Source organism: Rubritalea profundi, from assembly GCF_002954445.1.
In the GTDB taxonomy this organism is placed as follows: Bacteria; Verrucomicrobiota; Verrucomicrobiia; order Verrucomicrobiales; family Akkermansiaceae; genus Rubritalea; species Rubritalea profundi.
In genome coordinates this window covers 1,260,599-1,274,800 of the sequence record NZ_MQWA01000001.1, presented here as the reverse complement: position 1 = coordinate 1,274,800, position 14,202 = coordinate 1,260,599, and the positions used below count along the sequence as shown (strand labels likewise).

Here is a 14,202-nt window from a genome sequence, read left to right as displayed (position 1 = left end):
AAGCACATTGGTCGACGGCTCGTCGTTAAATAGTGCACATCGCGGGAACCAAAGAGGAAGACTACACAACGCCTCGGAGGACTTCATGGGATGATTGGGGGCAGGATCTAGAGAAGTGCTAGTGAACTAAGCTGAGAGATCTTGTTGGAAGAAATAGATATCCGTGGAACTGCCGGAGTGAGCAAGAAGTCAGAGCCACCATAGTAGTGTTGAGACCTGTGAAAGTAGATGGAGCAAAGGGTGGCAGGAAGGTGAATTCAAGGAGGTCATACGTGACATATTATGGAAATATGAAGAAGAAAAGGAACAGGCCATTGCGCACTCGTCATTTTCGTCCTACCTTTTCCAGCACACCCATTCTCCCCCCAACTCGATGCTCTCCAACCACTTCCCTCGAAAAGTAAATTCCTAGTAATAGCAAACAATCATGAATAACTCCCAGAGATTTTCCTTCCTCGTTGCTATCTTTGGTGTGCTTCCTCAACTGCTCACAGTCTCACAAGCGGGGGACGAGGTTTCCTTCAACCTCGATGTCAGACCGATACTTTCTGACCGTTGCTTTGCCTGCCACGGTTTTGATGCCAACCACCGCGAAGCTCACCTTCGGCTGGATCTGTCCGATGGCAAGGAAGGTGCTTATCGCACACACAAAGGCTCTACAGCCCTAGTGCCTAAATCTCTTAAAAAGAGCGAGCTGTGGCAGAGGATCATTACTACCGATGAGGATGATGTGATGCCGCCGGCAGATTCGCATAAAAAAGTGCTTTCCCAAAGTGAGCGAGAGATCGTCAAGCGCTGGATTCTGCAGGGGGCAAAATACGAGAAGTTCTGGGCGTTCGTTCCTCCGCAAGCACCGGAGACTCCCGAGGTGAAGAAACGTGACTGGAGTGACCAAGCTATTGATTCTCATATTCTTCATCGACTGGAAAAAGTGGGGATCAAACCATCAACCGAAGCGGACAAACGGACCTTGATTCGCCGATTGAGTTTTGACCTTACTGGACTGCCCCCGACTCTTGAAGAGGTGCAGGCTTTCGTCGCTGACGACCGCTCAAACGCCTATGAGTCACTTGTTGATGATCTTATTGCTCGGCCAGGGTATGGCGAACATATGACTCGTTACTGGCTGGATCTTGTGCGTTTTGCCGACAGCAATGGCATGCACAAAGATTTCTATCGAAACAACTTTGCGTATCGGGACTGGGTGATTCGCGCCTTCAACGACAACCTCGGCTATAACGACTTTCTACGCTACCAGCTAGCGGGTGATTTGATTCCGGACGCTGGAAATGATGCTATGGTGGCATCGGGATTCAATCGGCTCCATCTGATTATTGACAAGGGCACCGCCCTACCAGAGGAAAGCCACTTCAAGAATGTGCTGGACCGGGTCACCGCGGTTGGAACGGCGTTCATGGGACTGACCGTGCAGTGCGCTCAGTGCCACGATCACAAGTACGATCCGATTACTCAAAAGGATTTTTATTCCCTATATGCCTTCTTCAACAATTTCGATGCAGAGCCCGAAACCAAGGGAGGTGAAAGGGATGGTCTCCAGGCTCCTTTCATCATTATGGCTAGTCCAGAGAAAAAGCAGCAGCTTGCTGATTTTGAACTACAGATGGCGAGCCTATCCAAGGAATTGAATGCCGCCAAGACCGCAGCAGGAAAGGCGAAAGTACCAGCGGAGAAAGCGGCATTGGGGAAAAAGACCCAGGCTGCTAGGGCCAAATTAGGAAGCGTGCGCAAGCTGCGAAACGACTTTGATAGATCGATTTCAAAGGCGATGGTGTCGAAAGAGCGGGAGGAAATTCGACCTACTTTCGTCAGAGTCCGTGGCGAGTATGATGCTCCAGGTGAGCAAGTGCAGCGTGGGACTCCCGGTTTTCTCCCTCCGCTTAAGATGGCTGGCAAAGTCGCTTCACGCTTGGACTTAGCCGAATGGTTCGTCGATCCCAAGCACCCGCTGACCGCGCGAGTTGCCGTGAACCGCTTCTGGCAACAATTCTTCGGAGTGGGACTCGTCAAGACGTCCGAGGATCTCGGTACCCAAGGCGAAGTCCCCAGCCACCCAGAGCTGCTAGATCACCTAGCCGTTTCTTTTGTCAAATCAGGATGGGACATCAAAGCGCTGGTAAAACAAATGGTGATGTCGAAAACTTACAGGCAGTCGTCAGTCGCCACTCCTGAACAATTCAGGAAAGATCAGGAAAATCGACTACTCTCTCGCGGATCGCGCTTCAGGATGGATGCTGAAATGATCCGTGACCAGATTCTAGTGACCAGCGGCCTGCTCTCGAAAGAGATGTATGGCAGAAGCGTTAAGCCACCGCAGCCCGATGGGCTCTGGAGGGCCGTGTCCATGACCAATGAGAGCTTCAAACCCGATACGGGTGCGTCCATCTATCGCCGCAGTGTCTATACCTTCTGGAAAAGGGCGATACCGCCTCCGCAGATGACGATTCTCAACTCACCCATCCGTGATGCCTGTATCTCTCGCCGTGAACGCACAAATACCTCCACCCAGGCACTGTTACTGCTGAATGAGACCGAGTACATGAAGGCCGCACGCAAGCTTGCCGCGGACGCTCTCGCTAATAAGGAACTCTCAGAGCAAGCAAGGTCGATTTCGTTTACGAAACGGTAACCTCAAAACTCCCCGACGCTTTAGAGGGTGAGACATTGATCAAACTATTGAAGGATCTCGAAGTCGCTTATCTAGCGAATAGTGCTCTGGCCGAAAAGCTCTGCGAGGGACTCGAACTACCAGATGCCGGATCGAAGGCTAAGTTGTCCTCATGGACCGTCCTCGTTAACACACTTTATAATTTGGATATCACTAAAACCCGGGAATAACTTTGCCATGAATTTTAACTTCTCAGAACCCTCCATCAACCAATCGCGCCGCCAATTTCTCCTGAACACCGGTATGGGACTGGGTTCAACTGCCTTGGCCTCACTTGTGCCACAGCTTGGCAATGCCGCTGTTCAAGCTGGCTGCCATCACAAGCCTCGAGCCAAACGCGTGATCTTCCTTTTTATGGCAGGTGCCCCGAGTCAGATCGATCTCTTCGATTACAAACCCGATCTACACAAACTCTTCAAAACCGAGTTGCCGAAGTCGATCAGCCAAGGGCAACGCGTCACAGCGATGACGCTCGGCAAAAAGCAACTCGTCGTCCCGTCCAAATTCAAGTTTAGCCAACAAGGTAAGAGCGGCGTCTGGATGAGCGAATTATTGCCTCACCTCTCAAGCGTTGCGGATGACTTGTGCCTCATCCATTCCTTCAATACTAACGCGATCAATCACGACCCCGGCAAGACTTCGTTTTGTACCGGCTCGGAAATCCCCGGCAAACCAAGCATGGGCGCATGGCTGAGCTACGGCCTCGGTTCGCTGAACAAGAACCTGCCTGACTACGTGGTGATGCCTTCTGCTCGTTGGAGCGGAAAGGTGAATGTGCAGGCTCTCTATTCGCGACTTTGGGGTAGCGGATTCTTGCCCTCTAAGCACCAGGGCACTTCCTTCCAAAGCACAGGCGATCCAGTTCTCTTTCTTTCCAATCCAAATGGAGTCGATGCCGGGGTGAGACGCAGGATGTTAGATACTCTGGACGAAGTGAACCGCAAGCACTTCTCCGAGATAGGTGACCCTGAAATCCAGACCACAATCAGCCAGCAAGAAATGGCTTTTCGCATGCAGAGCTCGGTGCCCGAGTTAACCGACATTTCCAATGAACCAAAGGAAGTGTTAGATATGTATGGACCGGATGTCCATAAGCCTGGTTCCTACGCCCGAAATTGCCTATTAGCACGCCGCATGGCTGAGCGCGACGTTCGCTTTGTGCAGCTATTCCACCGAGGCTGGGATCACCACACAAAGTTACCTGAAAACATGAAGGGGCAATGCCAGGATGTCGATCAACCGACGGCGGCTTTACTAAAAGACCTTAAAATGCGCGGTCTGCTCGAAGACACCCTTGTCGTTTTTGCCGGTGAGTTTGGCCGGACTGTCTATGGCCAGGGAAACATTACTGCAGACAATTACGGCCGGGATCACCACCCACGATGTTTCTCCGGTTGGATGGCTGGAGGTGGCGTTAAAGGAGGTATCCAGTTCGGAAAAACAGATGACTTTAGTTACAACGTCGTCGAGGACCCGGTGAATGTCCGCGACCTCCACGCTACCATGCTTCACCTCCTCGGGCTCGACCACAACCGCTTAAGCTACCCTCACCAGGGTCTGGATCAAAAGCTCACAGGAGTGGAACTATCCCGAGTCGTCAAAGAGATCATCGCCTGATATAAAATTAGACTGACAATATTATAAGGCTCTGGTGAAGACCGGGGTCAATTCCGAGAAAAAACGATCACCCGAAGCCCCCCTAACAAATTCATGAAAACCACCAAACTCCTAGCAACTCTCCTCATCCTCGCCGCTGCTACGACTTCGGCTTTCTCCCAATCAAGTGGCTTAAGCAGCGATGGATTCAACTCTGCCGGCATCAACGTCAAACCTGCTGATAAAGTGAAGACGACAAAGAAGACCGTCAAGACGATCCAGTTCGTCGTGGTCAGCCCGGAGAGAGTCTGGAAGAGCAGCGACCAGAAGAAAATCACAGGCTCACTACTTGCCTTCGCCATTGAAAAAAAGACCGGTAAAGTCAGTATCGTGGAGGCAGAAAAAATCCGCTTGCTGATCGGCAAGAAAGATTTCACCCTGCCGCTGACCTCGCTCTCGCTGGAAGATCAGGCTTACATCAAGAAATTGGTCGATTCGGCGCGGAGCGCTGGAAGACTGATCGAGCCAGTAGCTAACAAGCGAGGAACACCCGCAGGTGAGAAGCCTACGCAGAACTAGCCATAACGGTTGAAGGTGACCCACGGCTGGCCCCGCTCCCCCTGATTAAACAGAGGATAGACAATATTAGTCTGAAGTGAGTTGTAGTAAGTATCTATATGAGTTTAAAACTCGTCAGAGAGTTATGATGGCTTCCTTGATGATTTGTATTTCAGCCCTCTATCTGGATGGCGCGACCTCTGGGATGATGACGATCAACAAACTCATACGTCCGCACCAAAACGATGCTTCCATATTGGCCGTGGAAAAAATTCGAGCTAAAGTAGCAAAAAGACACTGGTTAGGGGTAGATAGAAATACTCCTTATCTTTTACTGTCCCTATTTCTCTCGTCTTGTTCTCAGTCCTTGAGTTGAAGGTCGATGCTGTAGCCACCACTGGCGTTACGTTTCAGCACCTTTAGCCGGAACGGTACGTTCTTATGGTCCAAGCTGTCGCCGGCGTGAAAGGCCGCATCGTTCATGTCTAGGCAGCGGATAAACCACGACCGGATTCTGCCCGCTGGCGAGAGTCGCATCCACACTGTAGACAAGCATACCTTCGGCTTTGTGCTCCATTCCCTTTTTCGGTTGAAGGGGCTGGGCGACTTCGATAACGAAGACTTTGCTCGGTCGGGCCGGGTCATCCACCGGCACGACAACCATCGAAACCCCGGAGGACGCGCTCAATGGCGTGAGTTCCAGCGAGTTGCTGCTCTTGGTGAGATAGGCTTTTCTATCGGCGTCAAGCCACTTGAGTTTATGTCGATGCCAGCCGAAAAAAACCGGTGCTCTGTCCGGCACTCGACATGATGTCTCACGGGCCTGCCGGGTTTTTCGGCCCCTTGACACCACCATAGGTGTACAAGTCGGGCAGCCCCATTAGATGTCCGACTTCATGAGCTAGGACGGTGTGGCTAGCGCTGGAGATATTCATGGCAACATTGAGTTTTTCGCCGCGGTAGGGAATGGCGATGTCATCGCGCTCACCAAAGGCTGTGTTGCCGATACGCGGCATGTTGGCGATGATGTAATCGTATTCGCGGAAGTCGGTGTCGGGGTAGGTTTTGAAGATCTCGACAAAAAGAGCGCGATGCTCGGCGGTCAGTTTTAGCCCGCTGTCTGAGAGATCGTGTGACTGCCGCAGTTGCTCGAGTCGGCAAATATGGCGCAGGCCATTACCATCAAACTCCATGGCATCGCTGACCGGGAAGATGACCCCTATTACGTGGTAATACAGCACCGTGCGGGTATCGATACCAGCCATCTCATCGATGACTTCCACTGAGCACCACGTAGGCCTCGCCGGGTATCTCGGAGATCTGCCCCAGTCTGGGTGAATGGTGGAATCGACGGGACTCATTTATAGGATCTGACCGTGAGAATTATTGTTCATTGGTCGGTAGTTTTGTTTCTATTGACTCTTCTGATGATTGACATATAGGGATCTAGAACTCTTGCCTCCTCAATCCTTGAGATCTAAGATTTCATAAACAGCAACACTCACTACATCAAACCACTATGTCAGAAGAACAACAAAACACTCCTACTTCATCTTTCGGATTTCCAAAATCAACTCCTAAAAAACTTCAAGAAGAGATCGAAAAATTGATCCCGAAAGAACTCCACGAGCAAGCCATTGTTATCTTACGTGACAATGAAAAACAAGGTCTCCGTGACGCTCTCTCAGCTCGGCCTTATAAGCTTACTCCAAGCATGATCGCTATGCTTTTGAAGAATTATTACTCACACGGATGTGACACGGCAGCTATTTTGGACAAAGCGAGTCAACTCGCCAAACTCATCAGCAAAGGGAAGTAATCCCACTACATATTTAAGCAGCTTAAGAGTTTAAGCTGCTATTTTGTAGCCTATAGGGAAGCTAGTTGCAGCTCCCGCCGGTGCAGTATTGTATCTATCTCATTTATGAAACTCCATCTTCCCATCGCGCTGGCTGCCTCATCCTTGCTTGCCGTTCCTACAATTTAGGCGCGTGAAGCGACTGATAAACCGAATGTTTATCGTTTTCTTTGTCGATGACAGTGGCTACGGAGACTAAGCGCATAATGGTAATCCTACTCTGTCGACTCCGAACATCTCGAAAATAGCGCATGGTGGTGCGAATTGTACTCAATTTTATGTGGCCACTGCAGCCTGTAGTGCCTCGCGGTATAGCTTACTCACGGGGAGATACCCTGCGCGGTCAGGTTTAGGATCCTAGGTGATTGGGCCTAGTGCGGCACGACACACTCATACCAAAGAGACCACTATTGCAGAGGCTCTGCAATCACAGGGCTACACGACTGGGATGTTTGGAAAGTGGCACCTAGGCACGCCGAATAAGGGAAATAATATGTCTTCCGATGCGCTGCCTTTAGCCCACGGATTTGAGAGTTGGATTGGGACAAATGTCTCTCACGACTATGGTAGTGCGATGTTGCTGAAGAGTGATCCAGAGGGGGATGATCCGATCAAAGGCTACTCGGTAATAGCTAAGAACCTCCCATCAGACATCAAGGCGTCTGAGTCACTCACGGGCCGCTACACCGAGGCTGTCGTAGAGTTCATCAAAAAGAACAAAGAGAAACCTTTCTTCGCCTATATAGTACACAATCAACCACACCTCGGCTTGTTCGCCAGCGATAAGTTTAAAGGAGTTTCTCGTAGAGGATTGTTAGGTGATGTGATGGCCGAGATCGATGATTCAGTAGGTCGGGTGTTGGATGCTGTCGAAAAAGTGGGAATCAGTAAGAATACCCTTATCATTTTCTCATCAGATAATGGACCATGGGTGAAGTACCGTGAGTCGGAAAAGACCAAGTATGGCGAGGCGCGGATGCACGTCGGATACGCTATGCCATTCCGCGATGGTAAAGGGTCGACCTGGGAAGGGGGACACCGAGTTCCTGGGATTTTCTATTGGCCTGGAATGATCAAGCCTAACACTGTGATTCAGAACCCGATGAGTACTCTGGATGTGTTGCCAACATTGGTGAGTATCGTCGGTGGTGAATTGCCTAAAGATCGAAGTATTGATGGACGCGATGTTAGCCCGTATCTGATGAGTACGAAACAAGCAGTCCCACCTTTTGAGTTTCTCTATTCTTATAGTGATAACAAACCATCGGCTCTTCGTGTGGGACCGTGGAAGTTACATATACGCATAGGTTCTCAGCGTGGTGACAACTATGGATTTAAAGCGTTCGAAGATACGCCCTTACTTTTCCAAGTCGAACAAGACAATTCAGAGCGCTTTGATCGCGCACCTGAAAAGCTCGACCTAGTGAGTACCCTACGTGAGCAACTTCTGAAGAAGGAAGCGCAGTTGATCGAGGAGGCGAGCTTTTGGGGGCCAATCCGCCCGCGTAAAAAGTAGCGCGTCAAGAACTAGCGGGCAGGCCTCTAGTGGACTGTATGGAGTATGCCGCTTAGTCGCCTCTCAATGTCACTCTCAAACAACCCACCTTAAAAAGGCGAGATTCTAGCTGTTTAAGGCCGCAGCCTCTTCTGCTGCGAGCTCGGCCTCAAAATCAGCCTCTTCCTTCGCTTTGAGCTCTTCTTCGGTCATCTCAGAGGGATCCTTAACGGCATCTGCCGCTTCCTTGGCGGCCATCTGGGCTACGAGCTTTTCAGCCTTCGCATCTTCGCGAGCCAACCGCTTATCCAGCTTCTTCTGCTCTCGGTCGCGGCGTTTCTGATCTTTGCTTGGTGTGAAGGCCATGGGATAATCTCGTTGTAGTTCTTCTGACACAGGTGAGTCCTGCTCGATGCAGCGACGATATCAGCTGCTGCGCAGTTCTCATACATTCTGAAAGCCGTATGAAACAAGAAAAAAGGAAGAATTGGGGCAAAAAGTAAAGTAAATGGTCTAAGCAGTTGCTGGAGCTCCAATTTTTAAACTTAATGAGCATCTCATGCGCCTAGATAAATTTGTCTGTAAAAGTACTGAACATACGAAGGCCCAGGCTACTGAGTTGATTCATGATGGCCAGCTTAGGGTCAACGGTGAAGAGATCTCTAATGAGGCAGCACAGGTACACGAGAATAATACCATCACTCTCAATGGCGAATTACTGAAGGCTCGGCCATTCCGTTACCTTCTGATGCATAAACCCTTGGGGACGATCTGCTCGAATGTCGATGAAGGCTATCCCTCTCTCTTCAATTCCTTGGAGATCGATAAAGTTTCAGAATTACATGTGGCTGGGCGTTTGGATGTCGATACCACTGGTCTAGTGCTGATCACCGATGATGGCCGTTGGACCTATGATATCATCACACCATCGAAAAATTGTCAGAAAGTGTATCGTATCGGTCTCTCTCGAGATCTATCGAAAGGCTTGATCGATAAGTTTAAAGAAGGTCTGCAATTGCAAGGTGAATCCCAATTGACTCTACCGGCAGATTTACAGGTCCTCAGTCAGAAAGAAGCTCGCTTAACAATCACCGAAGGTAAATACCATCAGGTCAAGCGCATGTTCACCGCTATCGGCAATCGCGTGACCTCGTTGCACCGTGAAAAAATTGGCGAAATACCCTTAAACATCCCCCTCGACCAATGGCGTTACTTAACCAACGACGAAGTGAAGTCTTTTGCTCGGATCACTTGATGGGCCTTTAAATCTCCATTTTCGCGCTCGTTTTACAATCTTTGTAAGTTCCTTCATCTCCAGGTATGAGATTTTCGATGGACAATAATTCCACTCTCCCTAGATTCCGTCCAATTCTTCGCAGACCAGAGCGAAGTGCTTTTCTACCGTCGGTAGCAACTCGGGGTGTGGGCAACATTTTTTGATAAACCCCTCTAACTCGTCACGCGTGATGATCGCCTCATTGATCATCCCAGCGACGAAATAAATATCCTTTTTCCTCCCGGCTTCGTTCTTATTGTAAGCCAAGTCGAGTGGGTCCAAGCAATAGCCAGTAATTTCCTCAACTTCAAATTTCACACAGCGCTCCAGCCAACCATCTGGCTGAGAAAGCATCGTCCAGTCCCCCACCCGCTCGACGTAAAAATCGTGCTCGTTTTCGAACTGACTGGCCTGCCCGACTAGATCGTCTCCCGGCTTGAAGGTTTCCGTTTTTAGCTTTCGAATCGGAAACATATCTATATCTGCTGAAAGCCTCAAGTAACCTGGAGCATCGGGGTGCGATGCCAAAATCGATGCCGACCCCACCACCACAAAACGCTTGCGGTCATAAGCCTTCGCAGCGGCCTTGAGCGCAGTTTTTAAATCTTCTTCGAAAAGCTCTCTTGGGGAATACATCACTACTGTCTGATTCATATGCTATCTGCCCTGTTTCTGGCATCACAAAAGTGAGCAGGCCTAGCAGAATTTAGGAAGCTCTCATTTGTGTCGAAATCGTTCTTAATCAATGAGAATATAGTTTTCTGATGACTCTCGTTAGCAGAGGCTAATAACAATTTACACCAAAGTAAATGGAGCGCAGGCGCGGAGTTGCTCGGTGGTCGCCGATGTGTCGCGTAAAATCGCGGCAACGTAGCTCGCTGACTTGAGACAAAGAATGCGCTCCCATTCTTTGTAGATCTCTTGGGCTGTACAAAGTGGTCTATCCAATTGCTCTCGCACTTTGGTTAGACCGTCATTGATGACCTCAGGATGGGCTTCTACATATTCAGCTAGACGAGTGTGTACCCGCTGCTGACGCGCACACATGCGCTCAATACCTGCTTTTTTGCGGGCAAGAATTGCTTTAACCATATCGCTCTCAGTCATAAACAATAAAACTAGGTAGGGAAATCTATTTTGTAAAGGAACCAAGTTGCTTCTAAGGGAAACTAGCGGGCAATGCAATTGTCTTTTAGCAAGGCTGCTGTGAAATCGGGCTTCATGCGCGGACTCGGCGAGACTCAAGAGGAAAAGACAATGGATGATCTCCGCGATCACAACGTGACAGTGCTCACGCTTCACCAGTACCTGTTGCCAACTCCAAGGTCGTCTGGGTGTCCTCCAATCGGTGTCGGACCATTCAGATTTCTATGCGCTTTGCTGATAGACGTAGTAGTCGGTTGTGAATTTTCCTTTGTGTAGGAGTGAGCATTTGTTCCCGTAACTAGCTGTCCCGAGCGGGCTATGCAAATAAAAGAACATGTTTACCTGAGTCAATATACAGACAGCGAATTGTTGTAATAGCTAATACCATCTCGACAGTTATCTTGAAGGAATGGGTGTTATTCGGTATTTTAGTCAGTCAGCAGAGCTGAAAAGTGTGAAGGTGCAGGAGATCGTTGATTCTAGCTGCGTTAGTCGTCTGTCAGGTAGCCCGCTACGTTTCCTCCTCCCGCCTTGCTACAATCAACGATCTCCAGCACCATTCCACCAATCTAACTGTCGAAATGGTATAACGCCTCCTACATGGTCGGTATGGGGCTGGTCGCGAGACTCATATAACTGGAAGGTCGCTATGATTTGTTGGCTTTTTGGTATTGATAGCAGTGACGCACGATGGGGCTCCCTTTTTATAATGGCTGATGAAAAAGCAATGATGGTTGGCAGAATAGCATAAACCTTGAGGGGTATGGGCTTGTGCTAAACCTGGAATGATGGGGTCTAGAATGACGTTTTCCTGCGCAAATAGAGAGGCTTTGTTCATAACAGGCGCTTCATGCTATTTAAATAAAATAGGCTCTATACTTGAGTATAGAGCCTATTGGAGAATTGGAATGAGCCTCGACTACTCGCTACTGCCTCTACTCGCTACTATTGAAACTTCACAGTATGCTTCTTAGAAAGGCGGAGGATGTCTCCGATTTTTGGTGTGATGGCGGCATTCGGGTCGGTGAGCTTTTCTCCGTTGAGCTGGATCGCACCGGGCTGGATCGATTGCTTTTTGAGTTCGCCGTTCGACTTCTTCAGCTTGAAGCCAATTTGGAATGCGTTAGACGCTAGTGATAGAACTGTGAGCTCGGTCGGGAAGTCTGCTAGATGAACATCAGTGGCGCCAGACCCTTGGTCACCTTTTGAGCGGTCGAGCCATTTTTGGACGGCATCGGTAGCAGCGGCTTCGTCGTGGTAGCGTGCGGTGATTTGGCGTGCGAGCTCTAGCTTGGCATCACGCGGGTGGAGGGACTCGTCACGTGATGTGCCGAGGAGCATGAGGTAGTACTTGTCCATCAGGTCGTCAGAGACGCTCATGAGTTTGTTGACCATTTCAGCCGGAGGCTCGGAGACTCCGATGTAGTTGTGGGATGACTTGGACATCTTCTTCACGCCGTCGAGACCTTCAAGTAGAGGCATCAGCATGACGACTTGTTGGGCCATGCCTTCTTCCTTCTGCAGGTCACGGCCGACGAGGATGTTAAAGAGTTGGTCGGTGCCACCGATTTCAACATCGGCTTTGACGACGACTGAATCCCAGCCTTGCATGATCGGGTACTGGATCTCGTGGAGGCGCACTTCTTTGCCCTCAGCGAGACGTGACTTGAAGTCTTCGCGCTGGAGCATCTGCTGGAGCGTGACTCTGGCATTCAGTTTGAGCACCTGATCGTAGGTCATGCTGTTGAACCAATCGCCGTTGTAGACGACTTCAGTTTTCTCTGGGTCGAGAATCTTGAATGCCTGAGTGGTGTAGGTTTCGGCATTGGCGAGGACTTCTTCGCGGGTGATTGGTGGGCGGGCGGCGGAGCGTCCAGTAGGGTCGCCGACGGTGGCAGTGAAGTCGCCGATGATGAGTACGGCTGTGTGACCTAGTTGTTGGAACTGGCGGAGTTTCTCGATCGCGACTGTGTGGCCGAGATGGATGTCTGGAGCTGTTGGGTCGACTCCGAGTTTGACGCGGAGTGGGCGGCCTAGCTCGAGTTTTTCGGCGAGTTCTTTTTCAGAGAGGACTTTGGCGGTGCCGCCGATGAGTTGTTCTAAATGAGTAGACATGGGAAAAAAGTGATAAGTTAGAAGTGTGAAGTTGCCAGTGGACGCTTCGTGGTTGATTTTTTTGACAGAATTCACAAAATTAACAGAATTTGAAAATCTGTCTAATCTGCGAAATCTGTGGTTAAAAAAAGCTAGAGAGCTAGGAAATTTTTGAGGAGTTGGAGTCCAGCGTGCTGGGATTTCTCTGGGTGGAACTGGGTGGCGATGAGATTGCCACGTGTGACTGCTCCGTGGAAGGTTTGGTTTCCATAGGTGGTGACACAGGCTACGACGTCAGCTTCTTCAGCTTGAGGGAAGTAGGAGTGAACGTAATAGAAATACGGTTCATCGCTCATGCCGTTCCACATACTGAGGTTAGGATTCTGTGGAGTGACACCATTCCATCCCATGTGTGGGACTTTGAGACCAGCTTCATCAGTGAACTTGACGTTCTGACCTTTGAAAATGCCGAGCCCTTTAGATGTCGGTGATTCTTCACTGCCTTCGAACAGGAGTTGGTAACCGACACAGATTCCGAGGAATGGTTTATCTGCTGTGATCCAGTCTTTGATCGGCTGAGTCATGCCAGAGGCTTCGAGCTTGCGTGAACAATCGCCGAATTCACCTTGGCCCGGGAGTACGAGGTGGGTGAGGTCTGCGAGCTCAGCAGGGGTGGTGATGAGATTTGCTTCCGCGCCGAGGGCGTGAAATGCATTGAGGACGCTTTGGAGGTTTCCCGCGCCGTAGTCGATGATGCCGACTTTCATAACTTCGTTGTGTTATGTTTTAAGTTTTAAGTATTACGTGTAGCCAGTTTGCTAACGCAAAATAAGAATTACAGGACTTCCTTTGTGCTTGGGATTCCTTCAACGCGTGGGTCGTTCTCCATCGCGATACGCAGTGCGCGTGCGAGGCCTTTGAAGAGGGACTCGGCAATGTGGTGCCCATCACGACCGTAGAGGACTTCGGCGTGGATGTTAGCACGGAGGTTACAGGCGATCGCACGGAAGAATTCTTCTACGAGTGAGAATGGGAAGTTCTGAGCATCAGGTGTGCCCGGTGGGAATTTGAACTCGAGATGAGGGCGGTTAGAGAGGTCAACGACTACGCGAGAAAGCGTCTCGTCCATTGGGAGGTATGCGTGACCGTAGCGGGTGATGCCTTTCTTGTCGCCGAGAGCTTTTCTGAGGCATTCGCCGATAACGATACCAGTGTCCTCGACTGTGTGGTGGAAGTCTACTTCCACGTCGCCATCTACTTTAACTTCGAGGTTGATGAGCCCATGACGTGAAAACAAGGTGAGCATGTGATCGAAAAAGGCAATGCCTGTATCGATCTGGTTCTTGCCTGAGCCGTCGATATTGAGGCTGAGGTTGATCTTTGTCTCAGCGGTGTCGCGCTTCTGTGATGCTGTTCTCATAGGATTGGTGGCATTGTGCGTCAGCTGGCGGGAAGTTCAATCCAAAATAAAACCAGATTCCGCTGGGCGAAAT

The 14,202-nt window shown here is 50.0% G+C and carries 13 protein-coding genes and 2 pseudogenes; 7 read left to right on the top strand and 8 right to left on the bottom strand.

Annotated elements, in window-relative coordinates; translation table 11 throughout:
• Positions 1-427 precede the first annotated feature (427 nt).
• The 3 genes and pseudogenes from BSZ32_RS05555 to BSZ32_RS05545 all read left to right on the top strand — a co-directional run bounded on the left by BSZ32_RS05555 (position 428) and on the right by BSZ32_RS05545 (position 4,861).
• Positions 428-2,856 (top strand): annotated as a pseudogene (locus BSZ32_RS05555) (PSD1 and planctomycete cytochrome C domain-containing protein).
• A gap of 7 nt (positions 2,857-2,863) precedes the next feature.
• Complete coding sequence (locus BSZ32_RS05550; RefSeq protein WP_105042512.1) at positions 2,864-4,303, top strand: DUF1501 domain-containing protein; 1,440 nt, start codon at positions 2,864-2,866, stop codon at positions 4,301-4,303.
• A gap of 93 nt (positions 4,304-4,396) precedes the next feature.
• The gene (locus BSZ32_RS05545; RefSeq protein ID WP_105042511.1) at positions 4,397-4,861 is read left to right on the top strand and encodes a hypothetical protein; all 465 of its coding nucleotides are present in this window, start codon (positions 4,397-4,399) and stop codon (positions 4,859-4,861) included.
• Positions 4,862-5,200: 339 nt separating this feature from the next.
• Here BSZ32_RS05545 and BSZ32_RS18705 read toward each other — a convergent pair whose 3' ends face one another.
• Both BSZ32_RS18705 and BSZ32_RS05535 read right to left on the bottom strand, forming a co-directional pair.
• A complete protein-coding gene (locus BSZ32_RS18705; protein ID WP_165788664.1) occupies positions 5,201-5,377 on the bottom strand; it encodes a hypothetical protein in 177 nt (58 codons plus the stop codon).
• Positions 5,378-5,655: 278 nt separating this feature from the next.
• Positions 5,656-6,201: a hypothetical protein gene (locus BSZ32_RS05535; protein ID WP_129589608.1), complete on the bottom strand. Its 546-nt coding sequence runs from the start codon at positions 6,199-6,201 to the stop codon at positions 5,656-5,658.
• Between the two features lie 158 nt (positions 6,202-6,359).
• Here BSZ32_RS05535 and BSZ32_RS05530 point away from each other — a divergent pair, with 158 nt between their 5' ends.
• From BSZ32_RS05530 to BSZ32_RS05520, 3 genes and pseudogenes are all read left to right on the top strand, one after another.
• Complete coding sequence (locus tag BSZ32_RS05530; protein ID WP_105042508.1) at positions 6,360-6,659, top strand: hypothetical protein; 300 nt, start codon at positions 6,360-6,362, stop codon at positions 6,657-6,659.
• A gap of 256 nt (positions 6,660-6,915) precedes the next feature.
• A pseudogene (locus BSZ32_RS20540) lies at positions 6,916-7,059 on the top strand (sulfatase-like hydrolase/transferase); the annotation flags it as partial.
• The gene (locus BSZ32_RS05520) at positions 7,060-8,214 is read left to right on the top strand and encodes a sulfatase-like hydrolase/transferase (RefSeq protein ID WP_105042506.1); all 1,155 of its coding nucleotides are present in this window, start codon (positions 7,060-7,062) and stop codon (positions 8,212-8,214) included.
• A 105-nt stretch (positions 8,215-8,319) separates the two neighbouring features.
• Here the strand turns inward: BSZ32_RS05520 and BSZ32_RS05515 are convergent, their stop codons facing one another.
• Positions 8,320-8,559 carry a hypothetical protein gene (locus BSZ32_RS05515; RefSeq protein WP_105042505.1) on the bottom strand — a complete coding sequence of 80 codons (240 nt, stop codon included), beginning with the start codon at positions 8,557-8,559 and terminating at the stop codon, positions 8,320-8,322.
• 193 nt (positions 8,560-8,752) lie between these two features.
• On the opposite strand from BSZ32_RS05515, the gene BSZ32_RS05510 reads away from it, so the two are divergent.
• Complete coding sequence (locus BSZ32_RS05510; protein WP_105042504.1) at positions 8,753-9,448, top strand: pseudouridine synthase; 696 nt, start codon at positions 8,753-8,755, stop codon at positions 9,446-9,448.
• A 99-nt stretch (positions 9,449-9,547) separates the two neighbouring features.
• Here BSZ32_RS05510 and BSZ32_RS05505 read toward each other — a convergent pair whose 3' ends face one another.
• The 5 genes from BSZ32_RS05505 to hisB form a co-directional block, all read right to left on the bottom strand.
• A complete protein-coding gene (locus BSZ32_RS05505; RefSeq protein ID WP_105042503.1) occupies positions 9,548-10,123 on the bottom strand; it encodes a DUF6036 family nucleotidyltransferase in 576 nt (191 codons plus the stop codon).
• Positions 10,124-10,264: 141 nt separating this feature from the next.
• Positions 10,265-10,576 carry a hypothetical protein gene (locus tag BSZ32_RS05500; RefSeq protein WP_105042502.1) on the bottom strand — a complete coding sequence of 104 codons (312 nt, stop codon included), beginning with the start codon at positions 10,574-10,576 and terminating at the stop codon, positions 10,265-10,267.
• Between the two features lie 984 nt (positions 10,577-11,560).
• Positions 11,561-12,730: a tyrosine--tRNA ligase gene (tyrS, locus tag BSZ32_RS05485; protein ID WP_105044778.1), complete on the bottom strand. Its 1,170-nt coding sequence runs from the start codon at positions 12,728-12,730 to the stop codon at positions 11,561-11,563.
• Between the two features lie 131 nt (positions 12,731-12,861).
• Positions 12,862-13,476 carry an imidazole glycerol phosphate synthase subunit HisH gene (gene hisH, locus BSZ32_RS05480; protein WP_105042500.1) on the bottom strand — a complete coding sequence of 205 codons (615 nt, stop codon included), beginning with the start codon at positions 13,474-13,476 and terminating at the stop codon, positions 12,862-12,864.
• A gap of 68 nt (positions 13,477-13,544) precedes the next feature.
• Positions 13,545-14,129 carry an imidazoleglycerol-phosphate dehydratase HisB gene (gene hisB / locus BSZ32_RS05475; protein ID WP_105042499.1) on the bottom strand — a complete coding sequence of 195 codons (585 nt, stop codon included), beginning with the start codon at positions 14,127-14,129 and terminating at the stop codon, positions 13,545-13,547.
• Positions 14,130-14,202: the final 73 nt, after the last annotated feature.

Bases quoted from the DNA above. Each gene is read 5' to 3' on its own strand.
- BSZ32_RS05550 (WP_105042512.1), top strand. From the start codon at position 2,864: ATGAATTTTAACTTCTCAGAACCCTCCATCAACCAATCGCGCCGCCAA.
- BSZ32_RS05545 (WP_105042511.1), top strand. From the start codon at position 4,397: ATGAAAACCACCAAACTCCTAGCAACTCTCCTCATCCTCGCCGCTGCT.
- BSZ32_RS18705 (WP_165788664.1), bottom strand. From the start codon at position 5,377: ATGCGACTCTCGCCAGCGGGCAGAATCCGGTCGTGGTTTATCCGCTGC.
- BSZ32_RS05535 (WP_129589608.1), bottom strand. From the start codon at position 6,201: ATGAGTCCCGTCGATTCCACCATTCACCCAGACTGGGGCAGATCTCCG.
- BSZ32_RS05530 (WP_105042508.1), top strand. From the start codon at position 6,360: ATGTCAGAAGAACAACAAAACACTCCTACTTCATCTTTCGGATTTCCA.
- BSZ32_RS05515 (WP_105042505.1), bottom strand. From the start codon at position 8,559: ATGGCCTTCACACCAAGCAAAGATCAGAAACGCCGCGACCGAGAGCAG.
- BSZ32_RS05510 (WP_105042504.1), top strand. From the start codon at position 8,753: ATGCGCCTAGATAAATTTGTCTGTAAAAGTACTGAACATACGAAGGCC.
- BSZ32_RS05505 (WP_105042503.1), bottom strand. From the start codon at position 10,123: ATGAATCAGACAGTAGTGATGTATTCCCCAAGAGAGCTTTTCGAAGAA.
- BSZ32_RS05500 (WP_105042502.1), bottom strand. From the start codon at position 10,576: ATGACTGAGAGCGATATGGTTAAAGCAATTCTTGCCCGCAAAAAAGCA.
- tyrS (WP_105044778.1), bottom strand. From the start codon at position 12,730: ATGTCTACTCATTTAGAACAACTCATCGGCGGCACCGCCAAAGTCCTC.
- hisH (WP_105042500.1), bottom strand. From the start codon at position 13,476: ATGAAAGTCGGCATCATCGACTACGGCGCGGGAAACCTCCAAAGCGTC.
- hisB (WP_105042499.1), bottom strand. From the start codon at position 14,129: ATGAGAACAGCATCACAGAAGCGCGACACCGCTGAGACAAAGATCAAC.